Raw genomic sequence first — 21859 nt, 5'->3', positions numbered from 1 at the left:
AACTTGCTATTTAAAACGCACATATTTTGAGCTCACAAATGTATAATTTGACACCTGAATCATCACGTCGTCTTCCAACTTGTACCACGGAGAAATCGAAGGCGCTTGTAGATTTTTAACCAAATGTACACTTTGGGCTGGAGTATTACCTTGAAACAATAAAAATAACTTTTCACCATTCTCATTTATAACTTCATCTGCAATCATAACGATATGGCCCGGTGAACCTCCTTTAATAAGCATATCGCCAATTTTTAAATCTTTCGCTTTAACGGTTTCTAACTCATTGTACAACGATAATGTCCCAGAGTACATATAAATTAAATTCAAATATTTATAGAAGTTGTCTTTTGAAGTATTGGCCCTTGCCGTTTTATAAAACGTGACTTTATTCCCGTTAATTTTTGGTCTATACCCTTCAGCATATTTGGTCCAAGAACAATAATGCCCAGACGTAAAATTGAAACCTATTTCGTTTTTTCTATTGTTGTCCCACAGGTATTCACTTCGTATTCTTATTAGTGCATCTGCACATTGTTGTAATCCATTTTTAGGTACAGGGACTTCTAAAACTCCAATATGACCTCCTTGCCAGAAATAGTTGGTGTCATCGTAATTAATGATTTTACTTCCATAGGCTTTTAATTTGTAATTCCTGAGATACGCTTCAAAACTTCCTTTGGCATAATTGACACGTTTATAACCTTCAGGAATATTAACCCTAGATGCAATCGTTAAACTATCTTTATTAATAAGACTTGGTGTTTCAATACTTGATTTAACGATACTAACCACTTTTTTTACTGGTCTAAACTGAAACGCTAAAACGGCAAGTGATGTTAAGATTAAAAGGACGAGTATAATTTTCTTCATACTCCAACTAACGCAGAATTTATTAGTTTTCGTATACACAATACTGAATTTCAATTTCTTACTCAAAGAAAAACCTATAACCAAATTACAAATTATCTTGTATTAATTCTCTTAATATTTGAGTTATATTATTTCTTGTTTTATTTAAATAAATTTTTGATCATCTGTCAAATCTTAAGTTTGTGGAAGCCATTTTATTGAATTCGTTGATATAATTCTTTTTGACTTAATATAAGTATATTGCTTTGAAATAGAATGTATGAAAATCGAAACATCATTAACCATTATTTTAGTTTTTGCCACGGTAATTATGAGTTGTAAAAATCAATCACCATTACCAGACCCATTACAAGCCGGTTGGAAAGGCCATGCAGTTTGCGAGGTTTTAGAAGAGAATAAAGAACTAAGAGTGCTTAAATGCACTTTTGAACCTGGCGTTGGACACGAGAAACATTACCACAATCCACATGTTGGATATACCTTAGCTGGTGGTAAATTTAGAATTACAGATCACTCAGGAACACGAGAAGTAAACGTTCCGACAGGGTATACGTTTAGTAAAGATTCTATCACTTCGCACGAAGTTTTAAATATAGGTGAGACCACGTCTATATACTTAATTATGGAGTACAAATAGCTATAATAAGCTGATGTAACTATGGGTATAATGTTGAGAAATCATGGTTTTAACACATAAAACCTACAGAATTAAATTTATATTTGTCACTTAACCCCTATATACTATCTATTTTGTCTATCCCTAATACGCAGAACAAAAGTAGAATTGATTTATTAGAATTCATCCAGGAACGTGTCACTATCGGTACCTGGGAGTATGATCCTACATCCTCTACATTAAACTGGAGCAGTCAAACAAAAAAAATTCACGAAGTTCCCTTAGATTACAAACCTGATGTGGAAGCTGGCCTGTCCTTTTACAAAGAAGGCCATTGCCGAGATACTATATCTCAATTATTTTCTAATTGTATAGAACTTAAAGAAGACTTTGATGTAGAAGTACAAATAACGACATATACAGGAAAAGATATATGGGTAAGAGCAATTGGAATTCCCATTGTTAAAGATGACCAATGTATTTTGGTACAAGGGCTATTTCAAGACATTGATAAAAAAACGAAGAATGCTAAACAGCTTGCCTATAAAGAAGAGCAACTCAGAAAAACTTTTGAAACAGCATTAGTCGGCATGGCCATAGTAGACCTGGATGGCAATTGGATTGATGTCAACCAAAGTCTTTGCGACACTTTTGGATATACCAAAGCCGAAATAAAAAAATTAAGTTTTGTAGACCTCACACATCCTGAGGATTTAAGGAAAGATAATAAAGCCATGATTGGTATGTTGAGTGGTAAAATCGATCACTTTGAAACAGAAAAGCGCTACATTAGCAAGCAGCACGAAATCATTTGGGCCCAATTATCTATGTCAATTGTTAGAGACAATAATGGGCAGCCTGTGCATTTTGTGGCGCAAATAAATGATGTTACTGACGTAAAAAAAACCAGTAAAAAAGTTTCACAATTATTAACTACCACAGAAGACCAAAATAAGCGTTTGCTAAATTTTGCACATATCGTCTCTCACAATCTTAGATCTCATTATGGTAATCTCGATATGTTACTCGATATTGTAAAAATGGATTTGCCAGAAACCACAGACAATGAAATTTTTCCTTTATTGAATCAAGCTGTAACCCATTTGGGAGAAACAGTAGAAAACTTAAATGAAGTTGCTGCTATTAATATTCAAAAAGACTTAAAGACAGAACCTTTAAACTTATTAGAAAATTTTAATAAAGCCTATTCAAGTATTTCTGCACTTCTATTAGATTCTCAAACTACGATTTCTATTAATATTGCTCCAGAGATAATAATTAAAGCCGTACCTGCTTATTTAGATAGTATATTACTAAATTTTTTAACCAATGCAATAAAGTATAAAAAGCCAACAGAACCGGCTAAAATTGAAGTAAACGCTAGCCTTAAAGATAACTTTGCAATCTTAGAAATAAGAGATTATGGTCAGGGTATTGACTTAGAAAAATATGGTGCAAAATTATTTGGCATGTACAAAACATTTCATAAACATGCCGACTCTCGTGGGTTAGGACTCTTTATTACTAAAAATCAAGTAGAAGCTATCGGTGGAAAAATTGAAGTTGAAAGTAAAGTTAACGAAGGAACAACCTTTTATATACATTTAAAAACATATGAACAAAATTGACGTTGCATGTATCATCGATGATGATCCGATATTTATTTTCGGTGCAAAAAGAATGATGGAATTATCTGATTTTTGTAATTCATTCATGATCTTTAAAAATGGGCAAGAAGCCATTAACAATTTAAAACCTATAATGAATACTGGTGAACAAGTACCAGATATGATTTTATTAGATATCAATATGCCCATTATGGATGGGTGGGAATTTCTAGATGAATTTGTTAAGATAGAATCACATAAATTAGTTACTATCTACATCGTAAGCTCATCTATTGATCCTGTTGACTTAGACAGAGCAAAACGGTATAAGTCTGTTTCTAATTACATTATTAAGCCTATTTCTATTGACACTTTAAAGGATATTTTGAGTACAAGAGAAGAAAAAGATTCAGCACTATAGCATTTAAAATTAAAGTTTAAACAAAAAAACCAACTCAATTGAGTTGGTTTTTTTTATATAGATTCTTTAGATTACCCTCCAAAGTCATCAAATCTAATATGCTCATCTGGGATACCAAAATCTTCACCCATTTTCTGAACAGCCTGATTCATCAATGGAGGTCCACAGAAATATAATTCTATGTCTTCTGGAGACTCGTGATGACTTAAATAGTTATCAATAACACAATTGTGAATAAAGCCTACAAATCCATCTCCTGGTGCATCTATGTTTTCTTTTACTTTCCAATTATCTTCTTCCATAGGTTCAGATAATGCTAAGTAAAATTTAAAGTTAGGAAAATCTCTTTCTAACTCACGGAAGTGTTCTAAATAGAATAATTCGCGCTTAGAACGTCCACCATACCAATAAGTAACTTTACGACCTGTTTTTAAAGTTTTAAATAAGTGATATAAGTGAGAACGCATTGGTGCCATACCTGCTCCACCACCAACGTAAAGCATTTCGCTATCTGATTCATTGATAAAGAATTCACCATAAGGTCCAGAAATCACCACTTTATCACCTGGTTTTTGATTAAAAATATAAGACGATGCTACACCTGGATTAACATCCATCCAACCGTTTTTAGCACGATCCCATGGCGGAGTTGCAATACGAACGTTAAGCATAATCTCACGTCCTTCTGCAGGATAAGAAGCCATAGAATAAGCTCGTTCTACAGTTTCGTCATTTTTCATTACTAATGGCCATAAATTAAATTTATCCCATTCTGCTTGAAATTTGTCTGGTGTTTCGTGTTCCTCTGGATGTGCTGTAATATCCATATCAGAGAATTTAACCTCACAACTAGGAATTTCAATCTGAATGTAACCACCAGCTTTATAACCCATGTCTTCAGGAATTTCAACAACAAACTCCTTAATAAATGAGGCCACGTTATAGTTACGTACAACGGTCGCTTCCCATTTCTTAATTCCAAATACTTCTTCTGGAATTGTAATTTCCATATCTTGTTTCACTTTCACTTGGCAAGATAATCGTGCACCATGTGCTAATTCTTTTCTAGAAAAGTGAGGTGTTTCTGTTGGTAAAGCTTCACCACCACCAGATAATACATGACACTCGCATTGAATACAAGTACCACCACCACCGCATGCAGATGGTAAAAATATCTTTTGAGATCCAAGTGTACTTAATAATGTATCACCTGATCCTACTTCAATTTCACGTTCACCATTAATAGTGATTTTTACAGGTCCTGAAGGGGACAATTTTTGTTTCACTACAAGTAAAAGCGATACCAATAATAAAGTAACTACTAAAAAGGCTATAACGGTAGTAATAACCGTTCCTAAAGTGCTTGCTGCTAATACCATATTCATTATTAATTTTTATCCGTATCGTTAGTTGTTTCTATAACAAGACTAGAAGTCTCATTTTTTACATCTGTTGAAGTCGTTGTTAACATTCCAACAGTATCTTTACTTGTTTCTTCTGTTGCTTCTTCTTCACCTCCAGTTAACATACCACCAAAGCTCATAAAACCAATAGCCATTAGGCCTGTAATAATAAATGTAATCCCTAACCCTCTTAATGGTGCAGGTACATTGCTATATCTAATTTTCTCTCTAATTGCAGCAATAGCAACAATAGCTAAAAACCAACCAATTCCAGAACCAATTCCATAGTTCAGCGCTAATCCTAAGGTTTCAATTTCACGCGATTGCATAAATAAAGAACCACCTAAAATTGCACAATTAACCGCGATTAACGGTAAAAAGATACCTAAAGAATTATATAATGAAGGTGAAAACTTTTCTACAATGATTTCAACTAACTGTACCATGGTTGCAATCGTTGCAATAAACATGATAAAAGATAAAAAACCTAAATCGTAATCCGCATATTCTGGTCCTAACCATGTTAAAGCTCCTTCTTGTAAAAGATACTGATCTAATAACCAGTTTAAAGGCACTGTAATTGCTAATACAAAAATTACCGCAGCTCCTAAACCAACTGCTGTTGATACTTTTTTAGACACTGCTAAGTAAGAACACATACCTAAGAAGTATGCAAAAACCATGTTGTCTACAAAGATCGATTTGAAAAATAATTCTATATGTTCCATATATTATGTTTTTAGTTGTTAGTCTTTAGTTGTTGGATATTGCTATCGACAAACAACTTGTACTTACAAACTAATTTAGTCTTCTATTAATTCTTTATTTCTACTACGTTGTACCCAAATGATCAAACCAACTACTATTAATGCCATAGGAGGTAAAACCATAAATCCGTTGTTCTCATATCCAATGGCATATAATCCTGTTTTTTCTACAGAGTCACCTAATACTTTAAATCCAAATAAAGTTCCTGAACCTAAAAGTTCTCTAAAAAAACCAACAATTATAAGTATTAAACCGTAACCAGCAGCATTTCCTATACCATCTAAAAATGATTTCCAAGGACCATTTCCCAACGCAAACGCTTCAAAACGTCCCATGATAATACAATTGGTAATAATTAAACCGATAAATACGGACAGTTCTTTACTTAAACTATACGCAAATGCTTTTAGCACTTGGTCTACAATAATTACTAAAGTTGCTACAACTATTAATTGAACAATAATTCTAATTTTAGAAGGGATAATGTTTCTCATTAAAGAGATAACGACATTACCTACACTAAGTACAAAAACCACAGAGATGGCCATTACTATAGAAGGCTTTAACTGTGCTGTAATTGCTAAAGCAGAACAGATTCCTAATACCTGAATGGTTATAGGGTTGTTATCCGCTAAAGGATCTAATATTAGTTTACTATCTTTTTTTGATAAAAGTCCCATACATTTTTATTTTAATGTCTTGAAATAAGGCACGTACATTTTTAAATCTTTCATAATCATTGCAGTAACACCATCACCAGTAATAGTGGCACCGGCAATTGCATCTACAGCATTGTCATTTTTTCTCTCGTTTTTAGGATCTGCATTTCCCTTAGCAACATTGATGCCTTTAAAAACACCTGCTCCATTTAATAAATGCTCGCCTTCAAAATCGTCCATAAAATAACGTTGCTTAATCTCTGCTCCCAATCCAGGAGTTTCACCTGCATGGTCAAAGAAAACACCTTCTATCGTCATAGACTTATCGACAGCAACAAATCCCCAGATCGCATCCCATAATCCTTTTCCTCTAATAGGAATAACATAAATCGTTTCGCCATCTTTTTCGCCTTCAAACAATGGTAGTTTTCTTGTATAATCAGGATCTTTAGCCTTAGCTTCTTCTTTTTTGATATCAATTAAATACGCCTCAGGATATTCTGTAACGTCTGCACCTTGAATAACATATTGTTTAGTGATAGCGTTTTTAAACTCTTCTTCTACTTTATCTGTAGAAATAAATGCAACATCACTTGTACCTTCATTAGCATTAATACCCATCGCGTACAATATGTTCTGCTGCTTTTCAAAACGTTTATTTGCATCTACTAAAGGTTTCAATCCTGAAGCAAGTCCTGCAAGTATAGAACCCACTACTAACACCATAACAATGGCAAAAATAACGGTATAACTATTTTTTTCTGTATCGATTGCCATAATTTAAGCTGTTTTTAATTTTGCTCTTTTTAATCTTCTTTTCACATTGCCCTGAACTACATAATGATCTATTGTTGGGGCAAATACATTCATTAACAATATTGCTAACATCACACCTTCTGGATAGGCTGGATTAAATACACGAATCATAATGGAAATAAATCCTATTAAGAAACCATAAATCCATTTTCCTTTATTGGTTTGCGATGCCGTAACAGGATCTGTTGCCATGTATACAATACCAAATGCCATACCACCAATTAGTAAATGGTGCCAGAACTCAGTATTCATTAATCCGTAAAACTTACTCGTATCAGTAATCCATCCGGCAGCTACAACCAAGTTAAATATATAACCCATAACTAAAGCTCCTAATACCGCACTTAACATGATTCTCCAGCTTCCGATCTTTGTAAAAATCAGAAATAATCCACCTAATAAAATTAGAAGTGTAGAGGTTTCTCCGATAGACCCAGGAATAAACCCAAAGAACATATCCATAACAGAATAATCAACTCCATGAGATTGTGCTAAACTACCTAATATTGTTTCTCCCGAAATAGCATCGGCAGTTGAACCATTAGCAATTTCTCTAGTTCTTTCTACAGCACCTTCAACCCAAACTTTATCACCACTCATCCAAGTAGGATATGCAAAGAATAAGAATGCTCTTATGGTTAAGGCAGGATTTAAAATATTCATCCCTGTACCTCCAAAGACCTCTTTACCGATAACCACACCAAAAATTACCGCAACAACTAACATCCATAAAGGAATATCAATTGGCACAATTAATGGCACTAACATCCCTGTTACCAAGTAACCTTCTTCTACTTCGTGTCCTTTAATGACAGCAAAAAGGAATTCTACACCAAGACCTACACCATAAGAAACGATTAGGATTGGTAAGATTTTCCAAAAACCAAGAGAGAAATTCTGTAAAGACCAGAATTCACTGCTAAAAAAACCACTTGATACAGCTTCTATTTCTCCTGCTGCTAAATAATGCTGATAACCTGCATTAAACATACCGAAGATTAAACACGGAATTAAGGCCATAATAACCGTGTTCATTGTACGTTTTAAATCATCCGCTGCCTTAATATGTGTACCACCATGTGCAGTATCATTAGGCGTATAAAGAAAAGTATGTATGGCGTTGAAGGCTGGTGCCATCTTAGTCCCCTTATATTTTTCTCTTAAATTATGTAAGTTTTGTTTTAAACCCATTATCTATTTTTTAACCGATTTCTTCTAACATTAAATCCAAGCCTGCTCTAATAATTTGCTGATGTGGCTGCTTAGACACACAAACAAATTCTGTTAAAGCAAAATCTTCAGGTGCTACTTCGTACATACCTAAAGCCTCCATTTCATCTAAATCTTTATACAAACATGCTTTTAAGATTTGCATCGGATAAATATCTAATGGAAAAACTTGCTCATAATTACCTGTAAGCACAAAGTTTCTGTGCTCACCATTCATATTAGTGCTTAGATCGTATTTTTTATTTGGTGTTAACCAAGAAAAAGTTAAAGCTCTTGTATTAGAGACTTTATCAAAAACTGGTTTATTCCATCCAAACAATTCATAATCGTTACCTTCAGGAATGACCGAAATCACATTACTATAATAATCTAAGTAACCATCTGGCTGGACACGTTTTCCTGATAAGACATTACCTGAAATAAAACGATCATTACTATCTCGTTCCACACCGTTATCATAGATCATAGTTGAGATTTCAGAACCTAACTTAGTTCTAAAATATCTCGGTTTTTTAACCGAAGATCCTGCTAAGGCAACAATACGTTCTGGGTTAAATTTACCTGTTAAAAGTAACTCCCCAATTATGACTAAATCTTGTGCATTTACGGCCCATACAGTTTCACCTTTATTAACAGGATTAACCTTATTAATTAAAGTACCCACATTCCCAGAAGGATGAGGCCCAGAAACCTTATAAGTAGTTGCGTTTTCTAAATTTGCTAAAGGAGAATTTGAGTTCGCTCCAACAGAAATATGAACTCCACCTGTAGTAAACTTAGACAAAGCTGTAACTGCGGCTTGTAACTCAGCTTCTTTACCAGTTAAAGTAAAATCTAAATCAGCGGCTAATGGCGCACTCGCATAACCAGAAATAAAGATTGCTTTTGGAGTACTATCGGCTTTTGCAATTACATCGTAAGGACGTTGTTTTATAAAACTCCAACAGCCCGAAGCTAACAGATGTGCTTTTGTTTTTTCAGCATCTGCACTTAAATCAAACTTTCCATGATCTACGTAAGTTTGTTCTTTGTCCGCAGTAATTTTAATAGCATCGATACGACGTCTAGGACCACGTTGCACTTCAGTAACCTCACCAGATACTGGTGAAACAAACTTCATGGCTTCATTGTCCTTATTAAAAAACAAGGTTTCACCTGCTTTAACACGTGTCCCTTGTTTTGCTACAAGTTTTGGAATAATACTGTGGAAATCCTCAGGTTTAATTGTATAGAAATTACTAACAATAGCATTTTCAACAGTTTGCTCGGCTTCACCAATCAACTTTATATCTAAACCCTTTTTAATTTTGATGTCTTTTGACATATCTTTTAAAGATTAGTTATCTAAAAATCGGGGCAAATTTACGAATTAATGATTAATTAAAGCCCAAAATACAGCAACTTTTTTATTTGTAATCATTATAAATAAGAAGACTGTTTTAGGGCATGGATTTTGATTATATTTATACGCTAAGATTTCAAAAAAAAAATGAAAAAAACGTTTTTAAACAATTTACTGTGTATTGTATTTCCTACACTTCTTTTTTCTCAGGTAGCTGTAGAACTTAATCCTCCAGATTTTATAAAAACCATTACATTTAAAAGTAATACCACAGAAGGTCAACTACCCGTGTTAAAGTTAGGAGAGTCTTTAATGCTAGAGTTCGATGCTTTAACGGCAAATGAGGAAGACTTTTATTACGTCATTGAACATTTTAATTTTGACTGGACACCTTCGAATTTGGTGAAATCTGAATATTTAAGTGGCTTAGACAATCAACGTATTTTAGATTACGAAAACTCCTTTAATACCTATCAAATATATTCACATTATAATTTGGAAATTCCGAACACTCAAACTCGTGGATTACTAAAGAGTGGAAATTATATGATTTCCATTTATGACGACTACGATGAGCTCATGTTTAGTAGAAAATTTATGGTGTATGAAGACGTCGCCAGCGTAGGCGTAAGCGTAAAACGCTCTAGAGACGTTAAATTCATAGCAGAAAAACAGTCTGTAGACTTGGTTATTACAACAAGTGGGATGAATTTTAATAATCCTTTAGAAACCATTAAGACTGTTATTATTCAAAATAACAACCTCAATACGGCCATTACCGACTTAAAACCACAATACACGTTAGGCAATGAACTGATCTATCGCTACGACACTGAATCTGCATTTTGGGGAGGTAATGAATATCTGTTCTTTGAAAATAAAGATGTAAGAGCCGCGAATGTTGGAGTTCAATATATAGAATTAGAAGATTTATATCACAATTATTTATACACCAATATTAGTCGAAAAAACAGACCTTATACATACAATCCTGATATTAACGGAAATTTTTTGGTGACGGTTTTAGATAGAGACAATCCAGATATTGAAGCGGATTATGTAATGGTTCACTTTTCATTACAGCATGAGGAGTTAAAGACAAAAGACATTCATGTTTACGGTAATTTTAATTACTACACTATAGAACCCTTAACTCAAATGATCTATAATCCAGAAAGTAATCGTTACGAACTTACTATGCTAATGAAGCAAGGGTTTTACAATTACAAACATGTGGCTGTAGACAGAAATACTGGTGTTATTGACGAAGGCGCAATTAGCGGCAATTTTTGGGAAACCGAAAACAACTATAAAGTTTTAGTATATTATAGGGACTTAGGGCATCGGTACGATAGGCTAATCGGTTTTGGAGAGGCTAATTCCGTAAACATCACCAACTAATGTAATTACTATAAAATCAATATAATAGAAAAAATTTATGTTTTCCGAATTTAAAACAACACCGTATTGGTGAACTGTTAAAAATTAGAACCACTCATCCGAATTATAATGCTTCATTCAAAAATTATGTTATTTTAGCATAGATTAATCTATCACTTATGGTACAACAAGTTACAAGCGGCATAAAGATCACTGTAGAAACCAACTTTGAAGGTACATTTTATAAAAATTATAAAGTGCACTTCGCTTTTGGTTATAAAGTAACTATTGAAAACCAAAGTAAGGATTCTGTTCAATTAAATTCTAGACATTGGCGCATTCTAGATGCTTTAAATAACGAAGAAATTATTGAAGGCGAAGGTGTCATTGGAAAAAAACCAGTACTAAAACCAGGCGAATCGCACACTTATAACTCTGGCTGCTTATTAACATCTCCATTTGGTGCCATGAGTGGACATTATAATATGGTTAATTTATCTAAAACAAATAAATTCAAAGTTTACATTCCTTCATTTAAACTAAGCGCTCCTTTTGCTCTTAATTAATCGTTTGGATTTTAGAAGTTTCAATGATATATCTAAACTTTTAAAATCAATTCCTTTCTTCATTCAATTAAGATGATTTACGCCTTACACCTAAGTCACTTTATTACAATCTCAGCACAGTTACAATACCACTTATAAATAAGTAGTAGTTTAATTTTAAGATTTCAAAGACTTTAATAAGATTATTTTATGTACAATTAGCAATATTATAGTTTCTAATCTTCACACAACTATAACGTTTGAAAGAAGCATTCTCTTATAAAAATTGTACCTTTGCACTTGTAAAATTCAAACTTAAAAAACAAATATATTATGGGAAAAGGATTCTTTAATGTACCTATAGCAGTTAATGAGCCTGTTATGTCTTACGCACCTGGTTCAGCAGAACGCAAAGCTGTTTCTGAAGCTTATAAATCGATGTATAATGCAACGGTTGAAGTTCCTATGTACATAAATGGAAAAGACGTTAAAACGGGCAACACCAGTCCAATGTCTCCTCCACATGATCATAAACATATTGTAGGTGAATATCACCTTGCAGACAAAACTCATGTTGAAGAAGCCATTTCTACAGCTCTTGAAGCTCGTAAATCGTGGTCTCAATTACCATGGGAACAACGTGCTGGAATTTTCTTGAAAGCTGCAGAATTAATTGCAGGCCCATACAGAGCTAAGATTAATGCTGCGACAATGATAGCACAATCTAAAAACATTTATCAAGCTGAAATTGACGCGGCTTGCGAACTAATAGATTTCTTGCGCTTTAACGTGCAGTTTATGTCTGAAATTTACATGGAGCAACCTGAAAGCACAAGTGCAGCATGGAACAGAGTAGAATATAGACCTCTCGAAGGTTTTACCTATGCTGTAACTCCTTTCAATTTTACAGCGATAGCCGGTAATTTACCAGCTTGTATGGCATTAATGGGAAATGTGGTTGTTTGGAAACCAAGTGATAGCCAAATATATTCTGCAAAAGTGATTATGGATATCTTTAAAGAAGCCGGTGTTCCAGATGGTGTTATTAATGTGGTGTTCGGAGATCCTGTGATGATAACAAATACAGTATTAGCCAGTCCTGATTTTTCTGGACTACACTTTACGGGTTCTACCCATGTATTTAAAGAATTATGGAAACAAATTGGAAACAACATTCATAACTACAAGACCTACCCTAGAATAGTTGGTGAAACAGGTGGAAAAGATTTTATCGTTGCACATAAAACAGCCAATGCTAAACAAGTAGCTACAGCGATTACGCGTGGTGCTTTTGAGTTTCAGGGACAAAAATGTAGTGCTGCCTCTAGAGCATATATCCCAAAAGGTCTTTGGGCAGATGTAAAGCATTATTTATTAGAAGATATAGCCTCTTTTAAAATGGGATCTCCAGAAGATATGAGTAACTTTATAACTGCCGTTATCCATGAAGGTTCATTTGATAAATTAGCAAAATATATTGATGAAGCTAAAGCCCATAGTGATGCCGAGATTATAGCTGGCGGTAATTATGACAAATCGAAGGGTTACTTTATTGAACCTACTGTTATTGTTACTACAGACCCAAAATACACCACAATGTCTACCGAATTGTTTGGTCCTGTAATTACTATATATCTATATGAAGATGACGCTTATTCTGAAACGTTAAAACTGGTTGACGAAACAAGTGAGTATGCCTTAACTGGTGCAATTCTCTCTACTGATAGATACGCTATTGAAGAAGCTACAAAAGCACTACAAAATGCAGCCGGAAACTTCTATATAAATGATAAACCAACAGGTGCTGTGGTAGGTCAGCAACCATTTGGAGGAGCTAGAGCATCTGGTACAAATGACAAAGCCGGAAGTCCTCAAAATTTATTACGTTGGGTATCTCCTAGATTAATTAAAGAGACGTTTGTAACTCCTACAGATTACAGATATCCATTTTTAGGATAACAACTTTAATATACTGAAATGCAAATCCTTAGAAGTACAATACTTTTAAGGATTTTTTTTGCATTTCATAGAAATGACATCCAAAATAAGCGGTAGTGATAGTAAACGTTGTATCTTTTGAAGATAATAATTAAAATCGGGTACTTATGAAAAAACATTACTTTACGCTATTATGGTGCTTACCTTTTTTAGGCTTTGCTCAAAATTCAATAACCTCAGCAATTACTCCAGATTTATCTGCCTATGGAGAAACCACAAATTATCCTGGTGAAGGCGAATATGAAGTATTTTTAAGTCCGGATAACATTTTAGATAAACCCATTTTCGTAGTAGATGGTTTTGATCCAGGAGATGCCCGAGATATCACGGGTTTATATAACTCGTTAGATTTTGTAGAAACTTCAGGAAATCAAAATTTAGCCGATTTGGTAAGAGCTCAAGGTTTTGACGTGGTTATTTTAAATTTCCCTACATACACGAGAACTGCGGATAATTCTATTATCGATGGTGGAGCCGATTTTATGGAACGTAATGCTATGATATTAGTAGAACTTATAGAAACTATAAACACCCAGAAAGCTTCAAATAGTCCCGAACAAAATGTGATAATCGGACCTAGTATGGGTGGAATTATTGCCCGATATGCCTTAAATTACATGGAAGCAAATTCTATGGACGCCGACACCAGACTTTATATTTCTTTTGATTCACCTCATCATGGTGCTAATGTTCCTATTGGTTTGCAGCATCAACTAAACTTTTTAGCTTACAATAACACTAATGCTGTCGCAGAGGTTCAACCCTTAATTAACGGACTTTTAAAGTCTTCAGCAGCACGCCAGTTACTTACAGATCATTTAGAGGCGCATTTGTCTGGTGAAGATTTAGTATCATTCGATCCTACGCTAAAATTACCTGTAGCTCATCCATTTAGAGCAATTTTTCAATCTCACATAGATGCTTTAACACCATCTGGATTTCCAGAACAAACAAGAAATATTTCTATAATTAATGGCAGTGGTAGTAATATACCGTATTTTGCCATTGGAGATTCTGGACCAACAGTTACTAATAATTATCCTGTAATGAGTACCACATTAAATGTACCTGTCGCCATTTTTACAGCATCCATTTTAATTGATGTTAATTTTACACCAGAAGCAAGTGCCACAAATACGGTTAGCAGTATTTCGATACAACTATTTGGTAATGAAATTGAAGGATCTATTGCTGAAAGCGAATCTTTTAGTTACTCAGATGGCGTGGATGCTGCTCCTGGTGGTTTATTTGACTTAGCCGTACTCACAGGTGAATTGGGCACTGGTGAAGGTGTCTCCACCGATTTTGTAGACGCTCTCTCCATTGATAAATTTAATTTTATTCCCTCAGTAAGTGCTTTGGCCGTTGAATTTGAAAATGATGAAATTAACTGGAATCACAGTGTCGATATAGGAGGGCCTGAAGCAACGACACAGACTCCATTTGCCAATACTTTTATTCCAGACCATAGTGAGCCACACGTATTACTCACTGAAGCTAACGTAGCCTTTGCATTAGATGAAATTTTAAATCCTTCTTTACATATTTCTAATTTAGAATTAAACACAATTCAAATAGAAAAAAACCCCATCATAAACAAATTAATACTACGCTCTAATACCAACAACAAAGCTCTTATCGACATTACAGATTTAACTGGTAAAACTGTTTACAACACAGCAGTAACATTACATAACAGAACTATTATACCTATAGATTTAGCTTCCGGATTTTACCTTTTAAATGTTGTAACAGAAAATAGTACGCGTTTCACAACTAAATTGGTAGTGCAATAATCACTTTAAATAAAAAAAATCCTGTAAGTTTCGTTACAGGATTTTAATTATTATTAATCTACTAAATATTACTCTTAAAGCTCTTCAATAGTTTGAGTGTCTCCAAAGCTCGCTGACCTAGCATTATATACTGAATTATTACCATTAATAATAAATGCAGCAACTCTTATATTAGCTTCGCCCATAAAATTTAAACCTTTAATCGGTACTTTATTTAAATTTTAAAGGTAAATAAATGACTTTTTTTGTTTCAAAGAATGCTTCTTCAAAATAATCAGAAAGTAAGAACGCTTTAACCGTTTTGTATTGTTTTAGTTCTTCAGTTAAATCTCCTCCTTTTAAATATAAAATTCCATTTTTCAAATCATTTTTTTGAGTTTTTGCAACTTTTCCTTTAATCCAAGTCGTAAATTCTGGCATTGTGGTTACTGCTCTACTGACAATAAAATCGTAAGTTTCGTCTATGGCCTCTACTCTACTATGCGTTGTTCTTATATTAGTGAGTTGTAAGTCTTCTGCGACGGCGTTAATCACTTTCAACTTTTTATTAATGCTATCTACCAAATGAAATTGACACTCTGGAAATAATATAGCCAAAGGCACACCAGGAAATCCACCACCAGTCCCAACATCTAAAATTGAGGATCCTGGAGCAAAATTAATCACCTTAGCTATACCTAATGAATGCAAAACGTGTCTTAGATACAACTCATCAATATCCTTACGCGAAATAACGTTGATTTTACTATTCCAATCGTTATACAACCTTTCTAAGGCCTCAAATTGTTGAATTTGAGTATTAGTTAAATTCGGAAAGTATTTTAGGATGAGTTTCATTGTTTGAATTTTTGACAAAAGTACTTAATTTTAATCTTCATAATTTAACGTTAATCGATTAAGGTTGCTTTTTATTTATTAACTATCTTTGCATTGTTATAATGATTTACAATCCCAAACGTTATAATTAAAATAAAACTAATTAAATGACACAACAAACCGTAAAATTCTCTCGTACGGATTCAGCAAAGTTCTTTAGAACACTTAACAAACGCGTTAACACTTATTTTAAAGACAATAACATAAAAAAGACAGGAAACTGGAAGCTTTATACCAAAGCTATCATCATGTTTTCCTTATTACTTGGTCCTCTAATACTTTTATTAACCATAGATAATATTCCTGCATGGCTTCAAATTATAGCTATGATTGTAATTGGAGTAGGAATAGCTGGTGTAGGTATGAATGTAATGCACGACGCAAATCACGGTTCATTTTCGAGCAAAGCATGGGTTAATAAACTGATGGGTAGTAGTATTCACATTTTAGCTGGTAATGATTATAACTGGAAAGTACAACACAATGTGCTTCACCATACGTATACAAATATTCAAGGCCACGATGAGGATATTGATGCTGGAAGAATCATTCGTTTTTCTAAACATGCTAAATGGTTAAAGATACATAAGTACCAAAGATATTATGCTTTCTTATTATACGGACTATTAACAGTAAATTGGGCGGTAACTACAGATTTTAAACAAACTTACCAATATCTTAAAAGAAAATTATCATACGGTGACTTTCCTAATCCGGCAACACAATGGACTAAATTAATTATTGGTAAAATTATCTACTACACCATTTGGGTGGTATTACCATTAGCACTTGGTTATACGTGGTGGCAGGTTTTAATCGGTTTCTTTATTATGCATTATACGGCAGGTATTATTTTGAGCGTGGTATTTCAGCTAGCTCATGTTATGCCAAATACCGAAATGCCTTTACCAGACAAAGATGGTACAATGAAAAATACGTGGGCAATTCACCAATTATTTACCACTTCAAACTTTTCGCCGAAGAGTTGGATTGTTGAGTTTTACACAGGTGGCTTAAACAGACAAGTAGAACATCATTTGTTTTCTAATATTAGCCATGTTCATTATAAAAATATTGCAAAAATAGTTAGGGAAACAGCTCATGAATTTAGTTTACCATATAACGAATACAATACCATTTGGAAAGCTATTTATGAGCATTACCAGCAACTAAAAGAATTAGGTAGAAAGCCGAGTATGGCCTAGTATAATTTCCAGTTTAAAAACCACCAAATACAATGAATCAACTATCGGATAGAATTAACAATCTAGCCACCTCAGCGACACTTGCTATGGCAGCAAAAGCTAGAGAACTTAGAGCAGAAGGAAAAGACATTATTGGGTTAAGTTTGGGCGAACCAGATTTTAATACACCAGATTTTATTAAAGAGGCCGCAATCGAAGCCATCAATCAAAACTACAATAGCTATACTCCTGTAGATGGTTATGTAGAGCTGAAAGAGGCTATTATAAAAAAGTTTAAACGCGATAATAATCTCAATTACACCTTACCTCAAATAGTTGTTTCTACCGGAGCAAAACAATCATTAGCTAATATAGCTGCTGTAATGCTTAATCCTGGAGATGAAGTTATATTACCTTGTCCATATTGGGTAAGTTACAGCGATATTGTAAAATTGAGCGATGGAGTACCTATAGAAGTAGAAACCTCTATAGAAAATGATTTTAAAATGACAGCCGAGCAATTAGAAGCTGCCATTACTCCAAAGACCAAAATGATTTGGTATAGCTCCCCTTGTAACCCAAGTGGCTCTGTATACAGTAAAGCCGAATTAAGAGCATTGGCCGATGTACTAAAAAAGCATCCTAATATTTATGTGGTTTCTGATGAAATATATGAACATATTAATTTTAAAGGAGGTCATTTTAGTATGGCTGAGTTTGAAGATATGAAAGATAGAACCGTCACCGTAAACGGAGTTTCAAAAGCCTTTGCTATGACAGGGTGGAGAATCGGTTATATCGGAGCCCCAGACTGGATCGCTAGAGCTTGTAATAAAATGCAAGGCCAAATGACTAGTGGAGCCAACTGTATTGCACAACGTGCTGTTATAACCGCTTTAGAAGCTGATCCTTCTCGTATTAAATATATGGTAGATGAGTTTAAAGAAAGACGTAAGCTTATCTTAAACTTATTGAGTGAAATCGAAGGTTTTAAAACCAATGAGCCTGAAGGAGCATTTTATGTATTTCCTAATGTGTCATCTTACTTCGGAAAAACAATTAAAGGAAAAACCATAAACAATGCTACAGATTTCTCCTTGTTTCTACTTGAGGAAGCCTTAGTTGCAACAGTTACAGGTGAAGCCTTTGGAAATAAAGATTGTATCCGAATTTCTTATGCAGCATCACAAAATGAAATTATTGAAGCAATAAAGCGCATTAAAACGGCTTTAAGTTAAAACCTTAAAACTTATTTCTAATTTATAAAAAAGTTGCAACAGTATTCGTCGCAACTTTTTTTTATTCTTTATAATATTTATATTTAAACACATGCCACAAGAGCAACACCAGCAAAAACTGAAACTTTTAATAACATTGAAGTCGCGTGGGTTGTTTGACACATTTTTGGCGATTTAGCACGTTGCTTAATTCCAAATATAGATTTCTTTCCAGCCTTTCTAAAATTGCGCTTTACCATCCGTTTGTAACCCGAGTTTAAAAGTCCTTTGTATGTAAAGTGCGACTTTTTAGCTGTTATTGTTTTGTGTTCCTTTTCTTCATTTATACTCGCTTTCATAATTAACAGTCGTTTGGATTGTGAATAATTTCATTTTTGATAAAATACAAAATATTTACCGAATCCGCAATAAATCAACTAAATATTAGCATTTTAACACAAAAACAACACCGTAACTGACATTAATCAATAAAAATCGAATTTTTAATTGTTTAAATATAAATTCATCTTTACCATATTATTAAAAGAAGCAACACGCCTATAAATAGTACCAATGCTCCAGCAACTTTACACCATAGTCTCTGATTCTCCTTTTTTAATTTTTGTTTAATCAATTGTAAATCCTTTGATGTAGCATTCGGAAAATTAACTACCTTTTTCTTTCCCTTATTATAACCACCAAGTGTCTTTCTAAATCTCCTAGATTTATCAATCATAATAGCCTTATTACTTTTTAAGGTACTCCTCATAGACTCTCCTAGTGGCATATTAATTATATTTAATAGGTAAATAATTCAACAATACCATCTGTGGAATACAAGATTGCACTAAATAGTAGTATTATTAAAATAATACTCAACGCTACCACTTTTAGCATTCTAATTTGTCTTTCTTCTTTTAACCTTTTTCTTAGTGCCTTCAATTGACTTGTTGTCGCTTTAGGAAAAGTGTATTCCGTTTTACGTTTTTTTGTATAACCACCCAACACGTGTTTAAATCTATCGCGTTGCGTCAGTTGACCTCTATTAAAATTGATTACATTCATTGAGTTAGAAGGCATAATTCATAGTGTTTTAAGTTAAAAAATAAGGATATAAAAATCCACATCAGCACCTATAATAATAGGAGATATAGTACATTAAAGACACTTTTACAGCATCAGTTGATAAAATCAATGGGGAGTGTTCGCTTAATTAAAACAAAGCGATAAGGGTAAGCGCAAATACGGATAACTTTAAAATAACACCGATATGATTTACCGTATTAAATTGAATTGTTCTTGAGCGTTGTCTAATCCCAAACACCGATTCTGAAGCTAACGTTTTATAGTTTTGTTTCACTATCGATTTATAGTTTGAATTTAACAATCCTTGAGTTGTAAAATGAGATACCTCAATGGGTTCTGGTACAATTTCTAATGCTGAGTGTAATGATAATTCCATGATGGATGATTTAATTGGTTATACCGATAAGACGCACAACCATTACAAATGTTACAACCTGTTTTTCAGACCCTAACAAAAACAAAGTTCCAAAAATCTAAAAATTATCAGTGAGAATATAGGCTAGCTATATTTTATAATATTTAAAAAAAAGTTGAAAATTTATCTATTCCTCCAGAAAAAAGGTGTCAATAATATCAGAACCGTAAACAATTCCAATCGTCCAATAAGCATTAAAAAAGAAGCCCACCATTTTCCTAAAGGCGGTAATGCAGCATAATTATTTACAGGTCCAAAATCACCCAAAGCTGGACCGACGTTTCCTAAACTAGAAGCAGATAAACCGATGGCAGAGGTAAAGTCTAATTCGAACATAGAAAAAACCAACGCTCCAACTATAAACGAAAGCATATACAAAATAAAGAACCCTAAAACATTAAAAACAATATCTTTAGAAACCGACTTACCGTTATAACGCACAGGAACAATAGCATTTGGATGTAAGGCGCGTTTAAATTCTAAAAAACTATTTTTAATTAAAATTAATTGACGCATCACTTTAACACCACCAGAGGTACTTCCTGCCGAACCACCTAAAAACATCATTCCAAAAAAGAAAACAGTTAAAAAAGGAGTCCACATGGTGTAATCGGCACTTACAAACCCTGTAGTTGTCACTACCGTTAACACTTGAAACAAGGCATGTCTTAAGGCGCTCTCGGCTTCTCCTAAAACCATTGGGTGCAGAATTGAAGACTGAGAAACATCTGCTCTAAAATAGATTAAAACTGCTGCTATGAGCGTAAAAATGATTACAAATTTAAAGTAAAGCGTAAATTCTTCATCTTTTAAAATTTTGGAAACCTTACCTTTAAATAAGTAGTAACTCAATACAAAATTAGTCCCAGCCAAAAACATAAAGAATATAATAATATATTGAATTAATGGATTATCATTCCAATACGCCACACTAGCATTTTTTGTTGAAAATCCACCTGTAGACAATGTACTTAAAGCATGATTAATGGCATCAAAGAAAGACATGCCTGCTAATTGTAACAGTAACGTTTCTGCTACGGTATAGCCGACGTAAATAAGCCATAAGCGTTTTGCCGTATCTGTTATTCTAGGGTGTAACTTATCTGCACTTGGCCCAGGTGCTTCTGCAGTAAATAACTGCATTCCTCCAACTCCCAGTAATGGCAAAATTGCAATTGCTAAAACGATAATTCCCATACCGCCAATCCAATGCGTCATACTTCTCCAAAACAGCACACCTTCTGGAACAATTTCAATATCGTTTAATATACTGGCACCTGTTGTGGTATACCCAGAAATCGTTTCAAAAAAAGCATCCGTAAATGAAGGAATAGCTCCAGTCGTCATGTAAGGCAATGTTCCTGTGAGTGACATAACAATCCAACCAAAAGCGACAACAATATAACCTTCGCGCTTATTCATTTCCTTGCGATGGTCTTTGGTTCTATACATGGCAAAAACCCCAATTAATAAGGTTACCAACCCTGCTAAAGACAACTCAAAAGTAACACCATCTTTATAAATGAGACTTATAATCGTTGCGATGAGCATAAAGCCACCATTAAATAGCAACAGTAAGCCAAAGAAGTGAAAAATAATTTTATAATTGAGTTTTATACGAGACATA

The 21859-nt window shown here is 33.8% G+C and carries 22 protein-coding genes; 9 read left to right on the top strand and 13 right to left on the bottom strand.

Annotated features, from left to right (window positions below):
- Positions 1-6: 6 nt before the first annotated feature.
- The gene (locus C8N41_RS06250) at positions 7-873 is read right to left on the bottom strand and encodes a DUF4846 domain-containing protein (RefSeq protein ID WP_092444702.1); all 867 of its coding nucleotides are present in this window, start codon (positions 871-873) and stop codon (positions 7-9) included.
- 259 nt (positions 874-1132) lie between these two features.
- Between C8N41_RS06250 and C8N41_RS06245 the strand changes: the two genes are divergently transcribed.
- The 3 genes from C8N41_RS06245 to C8N41_RS06235 all read left to right on the top strand — a co-directional run bounded on the left by C8N41_RS06245 (position 1133) and on the right by C8N41_RS06235 (position 3517).
- Positions 1133-1510 carry a cupin domain-containing protein gene (locus C8N41_RS06245; protein WP_115838599.1) on the top strand — a complete coding sequence of 126 codons (378 nt, stop codon included), beginning with the start codon at positions 1133-1135 and terminating at the stop codon, positions 1508-1510.
- An 83-nt stretch (positions 1511-1593) separates the two neighbouring features.
- Positions 1594-3117, top strand: coding sequence for a PAS domain-containing sensor histidine kinase (locus tag C8N41_RS06240; RefSeq protein ID WP_115838598.1), 1524 nt, complete (start codon positions 1594-1596; stop codon positions 3115-3117).
- On the top strand, positions 3104-3517 hold the full coding sequence (locus tag C8N41_RS06235) for a response regulator (protein ID WP_092444708.1): 414 nt from the start codon (positions 3104-3106) through the stop codon (positions 3515-3517). Before C8N41_RS06240 ends, C8N41_RS06235 begins: the two co-directional genes overlap by 14 nt.
- A 71-nt stretch (positions 3518-3588) precedes the next feature.
- Here the strand turns inward: C8N41_RS06235 and nqrF are convergent, their stop codons facing one another.
- The 6 genes from nqrF to C8N41_RS06205 form a co-directional block, all read right to left on the bottom strand.
- Complete coding sequence (nqrF, locus tag C8N41_RS06230) at positions 3589-4896, bottom strand: NADH:ubiquinone reductase (Na(+)-transporting) subunit F (RefSeq protein WP_092447723.1); 1308 nt, start codon at positions 4894-4896, stop codon at positions 3589-3591.
- Positions 4897-4904: 8 nt separating this feature from the next.
- The gene (gene nqrE, locus C8N41_RS06225; protein WP_092444710.1) at positions 4905-5648 is read right to left on the bottom strand and encodes an NADH:ubiquinone reductase (Na(+)-transporting) subunit E; all 744 of its coding nucleotides are present in this window, start codon (positions 5646-5648) and stop codon (positions 4905-4907) included.
- 75 nt (positions 5649-5723) lie between these two features.
- Entirely contained in the window at positions 5724-6368 is a 645-nt protein-coding gene (locus tag C8N41_RS06220; RefSeq protein ID WP_092444712.1) for an NADH:ubiquinone reductase (Na(+)-transporting) subunit D, read from the bottom strand.
- A gap of 6 nt (positions 6369-6374) precedes the next feature.
- Positions 6375-7124 (bottom strand): Na(+)-translocating NADH-quinone reductase subunit C, encoded by a 750-nt coding sequence (locus C8N41_RS06215; protein WP_115838597.1) that lies wholly within the window; start codon positions 7122-7124, stop codon positions 6375-6377.
- A gap of 3 nt (positions 7125-7127) precedes the next feature.
- On the bottom strand, positions 7128-8354 hold the full coding sequence (locus C8N41_RS06210) for an NADH:ubiquinone reductase (Na(+)-transporting) subunit B (protein ID WP_092444715.1): 1227 nt from the start codon (positions 8352-8354) through the stop codon (positions 7128-7130).
- A 10-nt stretch (positions 8355-8364) separates the two neighbouring features.
- Complete coding sequence (locus tag C8N41_RS06205) at positions 8365-9717, bottom strand: Na(+)-translocating NADH-quinone reductase subunit A (RefSeq protein WP_115838596.1); 1353 nt, start codon at positions 9715-9717, stop codon at positions 8365-8367.
- A gap of 165 nt (positions 9718-9882) precedes the next feature.
- Between C8N41_RS06205 and C8N41_RS06200 the strand changes: the two genes are divergently transcribed.
- From C8N41_RS06200 to C8N41_RS06185, 4 genes are all read left to right on the top strand, one after another.
- Entirely contained in the window at positions 9883-11136 is a 1254-nt protein-coding gene (locus C8N41_RS06200) for a type IX secretion system plug protein (protein ID WP_115838595.1), read from the top strand.
- A gap of 158 nt (positions 11137-11294) precedes the next feature.
- The gene (gene apaG / locus C8N41_RS06195; protein WP_092444721.1) at positions 11295-11681 is read left to right on the top strand and encodes a Co2+/Mg2+ efflux protein ApaG; all 387 of its coding nucleotides are present in this window, start codon (positions 11295-11297) and stop codon (positions 11679-11681) included.
- Positions 11682-11993: 312 nt separating this feature from the next.
- Positions 11994-13619: an L-glutamate gamma-semialdehyde dehydrogenase gene (gene pruA / locus C8N41_RS06190; RefSeq protein ID WP_115838594.1), complete on the top strand. Its 1626-nt coding sequence runs from the start codon at positions 11994-11996 to the stop codon at positions 13617-13619.
- A 146-nt stretch (positions 13620-13765) separates the two neighbouring features.
- Entirely contained in the window at positions 13766-15454 is a 1689-nt protein-coding gene (locus C8N41_RS06185) for a T9SS type A sorting domain-containing protein (RefSeq protein ID WP_115838593.1), read from the top strand.
- A 210-nt stretch (positions 15455-15664) separates the two neighbouring features.
- On the opposite strand, the gene rsmG is transcribed toward C8N41_RS06185, so the two are convergent.
- Complete coding sequence (rsmG, locus tag C8N41_RS06180; RefSeq protein WP_115838592.1) at positions 15665-16291, bottom strand: 16S rRNA (guanine(527)-N(7))-methyltransferase RsmG; 627 nt, start codon at positions 16289-16291, stop codon at positions 15665-15667.
- A 146-nt stretch (positions 16292-16437) separates the two neighbouring features.
- Here rsmG and C8N41_RS06175 point away from each other — a divergent pair, with 146 nt between their 5' ends.
- Both C8N41_RS06175 and C8N41_RS06170 read left to right on the top strand, forming a co-directional pair.
- Entirely contained in the window at positions 16438-17535 is a 1098-nt protein-coding gene (locus C8N41_RS06175; RefSeq protein ID WP_115838591.1) for a fatty acid desaturase family protein, read from the top strand.
- A gap of 32 nt (positions 17536-17567) precedes the next feature.
- Positions 17568-18752 carry a pyridoxal phosphate-dependent aminotransferase gene (locus C8N41_RS06170; RefSeq protein WP_115838590.1) on the top strand — a complete coding sequence of 395 codons (1185 nt, stop codon included), beginning with the start codon at positions 17568-17570 and terminating at the stop codon, positions 18750-18752.
- An 83-nt stretch (positions 18753-18835) separates the two neighbouring features.
- Here C8N41_RS06170 and C8N41_RS06165 read toward each other — a convergent pair whose 3' ends face one another.
- The 5 genes from C8N41_RS06165 to C8N41_RS06145 all read right to left on the bottom strand — a co-directional run bounded on the left by C8N41_RS06165 (position 18836) and on the right by C8N41_RS06145 (position 21858).
- Positions 18836-19090: a hypothetical protein gene (locus C8N41_RS06165; protein WP_115838589.1), complete on the bottom strand. Its 255-nt coding sequence runs from the start codon at positions 19088-19090 to the stop codon at positions 18836-18838.
- A 170-nt stretch (positions 19091-19260) separates the two neighbouring features.
- On the bottom strand, positions 19261-19518 hold the full coding sequence (locus C8N41_RS06160; RefSeq protein ID WP_115838588.1) for a hypothetical protein: 258 nt from the start codon (positions 19516-19518) through the stop codon (positions 19261-19263).
- A gap of 11 nt (positions 19519-19529) precedes the next feature.
- Positions 19530-19811 (bottom strand): hypothetical protein, encoded by a 282-nt coding sequence (locus C8N41_RS06155; protein WP_115838587.1) that lies wholly within the window; start codon positions 19809-19811, stop codon positions 19530-19532.
- Between the two features lie 133 nt (positions 19812-19944).
- Positions 19945-20193: a hypothetical protein gene (locus C8N41_RS06150; protein ID WP_092444738.1), complete on the bottom strand. Its 249-nt coding sequence runs from the start codon at positions 20191-20193 to the stop codon at positions 19945-19947.
- Positions 20194-20355: 162 nt separating this feature from the next.
- The gene (locus tag C8N41_RS06145; RefSeq protein WP_115838586.1) at positions 20356-21858 is read right to left on the bottom strand and encodes a TrkH family potassium uptake protein; all 1503 of its coding nucleotides are present in this window, start codon (positions 21856-21858) and stop codon (positions 20356-20358) included.
- Position 21859 lies beyond the last annotated feature (1 nt).

The sequence above is a fragment of the Winogradskyella sediminis genome (genome assembly GCF_003387355.1).
Lineage (GTDB): Bacteria > Bacteroidota > Bacteroidia > Flavobacteriales > Flavobacteriaceae > Winogradskyella > Winogradskyella sediminis.
The sequence above is the reverse complement of the archived record's forward strand: the minus strand, read 5'-3'. Positions and strand labels throughout refer to the sequence as shown.

Coding starts and splice junctions, on each gene's coding strand:
- C8N41_RS06250 (WP_092444702.1), bottom strand. CDS start 873: ATGAAGAAAATTATACTCGTCCTTTTAATCTTAACATCACTTGCCGTT.
- C8N41_RS06245 (WP_115838599.1), top strand. CDS start 1,133: ATGAAAATCGAAACATCATTAACCATTATTTTAGTTTTTGCCACGGTA.
- C8N41_RS06235 (WP_092444708.1), top strand. CDS start 3,104: ATGAACAAAATTGACGTTGCATGTATCATCGATGATGATCCGATATTT.
- nqrF (WP_092447723.1), bottom strand. CDS start 4,896: ATGGTATTAGCAGCAAGCACTTTAGGAACGGTTATTACTACCGTTATA.
- nqrE (WP_092444710.1), bottom strand. CDS start 5,648: ATGGAACATATAGAATTATTTTTCAAATCGATCTTTGTAGACAACATG.
- C8N41_RS06220 (WP_092444712.1), bottom strand. CDS start 6,368: ATGGGACTTTTATCAAAAAAAGATAGTAAACTAATATTAGATCCTTTA.
- C8N41_RS06215 (WP_115838597.1), bottom strand. CDS start 7,124: ATGGCAATCGATACAGAAAAAAATAGTTATACCGTTATTTTTGCCATT.
- C8N41_RS06210 (WP_092444715.1), bottom strand. CDS start 8,354: ATGGGTTTAAAACAAAACTTACATAATTTAAGAGAAAAATATAAGGGG.
- C8N41_RS06205 (WP_115838596.1), bottom strand. CDS start 9,717: ATGTCAAAAGACATCAAAATTAAAAAGGGTTTAGATATAAAGTTGATT.
- C8N41_RS06200 (WP_115838595.1), top strand. CDS start 9,883: ATGAAAAAAACGTTTTTAAACAATTTACTGTGTATTGTATTTCCTACA.
- apaG (WP_092444721.1), top strand. CDS start 11,295: ATGGTACAACAAGTTACAAGCGGCATAAAGATCACTGTAGAAACCAAC.
- pruA (WP_115838594.1), top strand. CDS start 11,994: ATGGGAAAAGGATTCTTTAATGTACCTATAGCAGTTAATGAGCCTGTT.
- C8N41_RS06185 (WP_115838593.1), top strand. CDS start 13,766: ATGAAAAAACATTACTTTACGCTATTATGGTGCTTACCTTTTTTAGGC.
- rsmG (WP_115838592.1), bottom strand. CDS start 16,291: ATGAAACTCATCCTAAAATACTTTCCGAATTTAACTAATACTCAAATT.
- C8N41_RS06175 (WP_115838591.1), top strand. CDS start 16,438: ATGACACAACAAACCGTAAAATTCTCTCGTACGGATTCAGCAAAGTTC.
- C8N41_RS06170 (WP_115838590.1), top strand. CDS start 17,568: ATGAATCAACTATCGGATAGAATTAACAATCTAGCCACCTCAGCGACA.
- C8N41_RS06165 (WP_115838589.1), bottom strand. CDS start 19,090: ATGAAAGCGAGTATAAATGAAGAAAAGGAACACAAAACAATAACAGCT.
- C8N41_RS06160 (WP_115838588.1), bottom strand. CDS start 19,518: ATGCCACTAGGAGAGTCTATGAGGAGTACCTTAAAAAGTAATAAGGCT.
- C8N41_RS06155 (WP_115838587.1), bottom strand. CDS start 19,811: ATGCCTTCTAACTCAATGAATGTAATCAATTTTAATAGAGGTCAACTG.
- C8N41_RS06150 (WP_092444738.1), bottom strand. CDS start 20,193: ATGGAATTATCATTACACTCAGCATTAGAAATTGTACCAGAACCCATT.
- C8N41_RS06145 (WP_115838586.1), bottom strand. CDS start 21,858: ATGTCTCGTATAAAACTCAATTATAAAATTATTTTTCACTTCTTTGGC.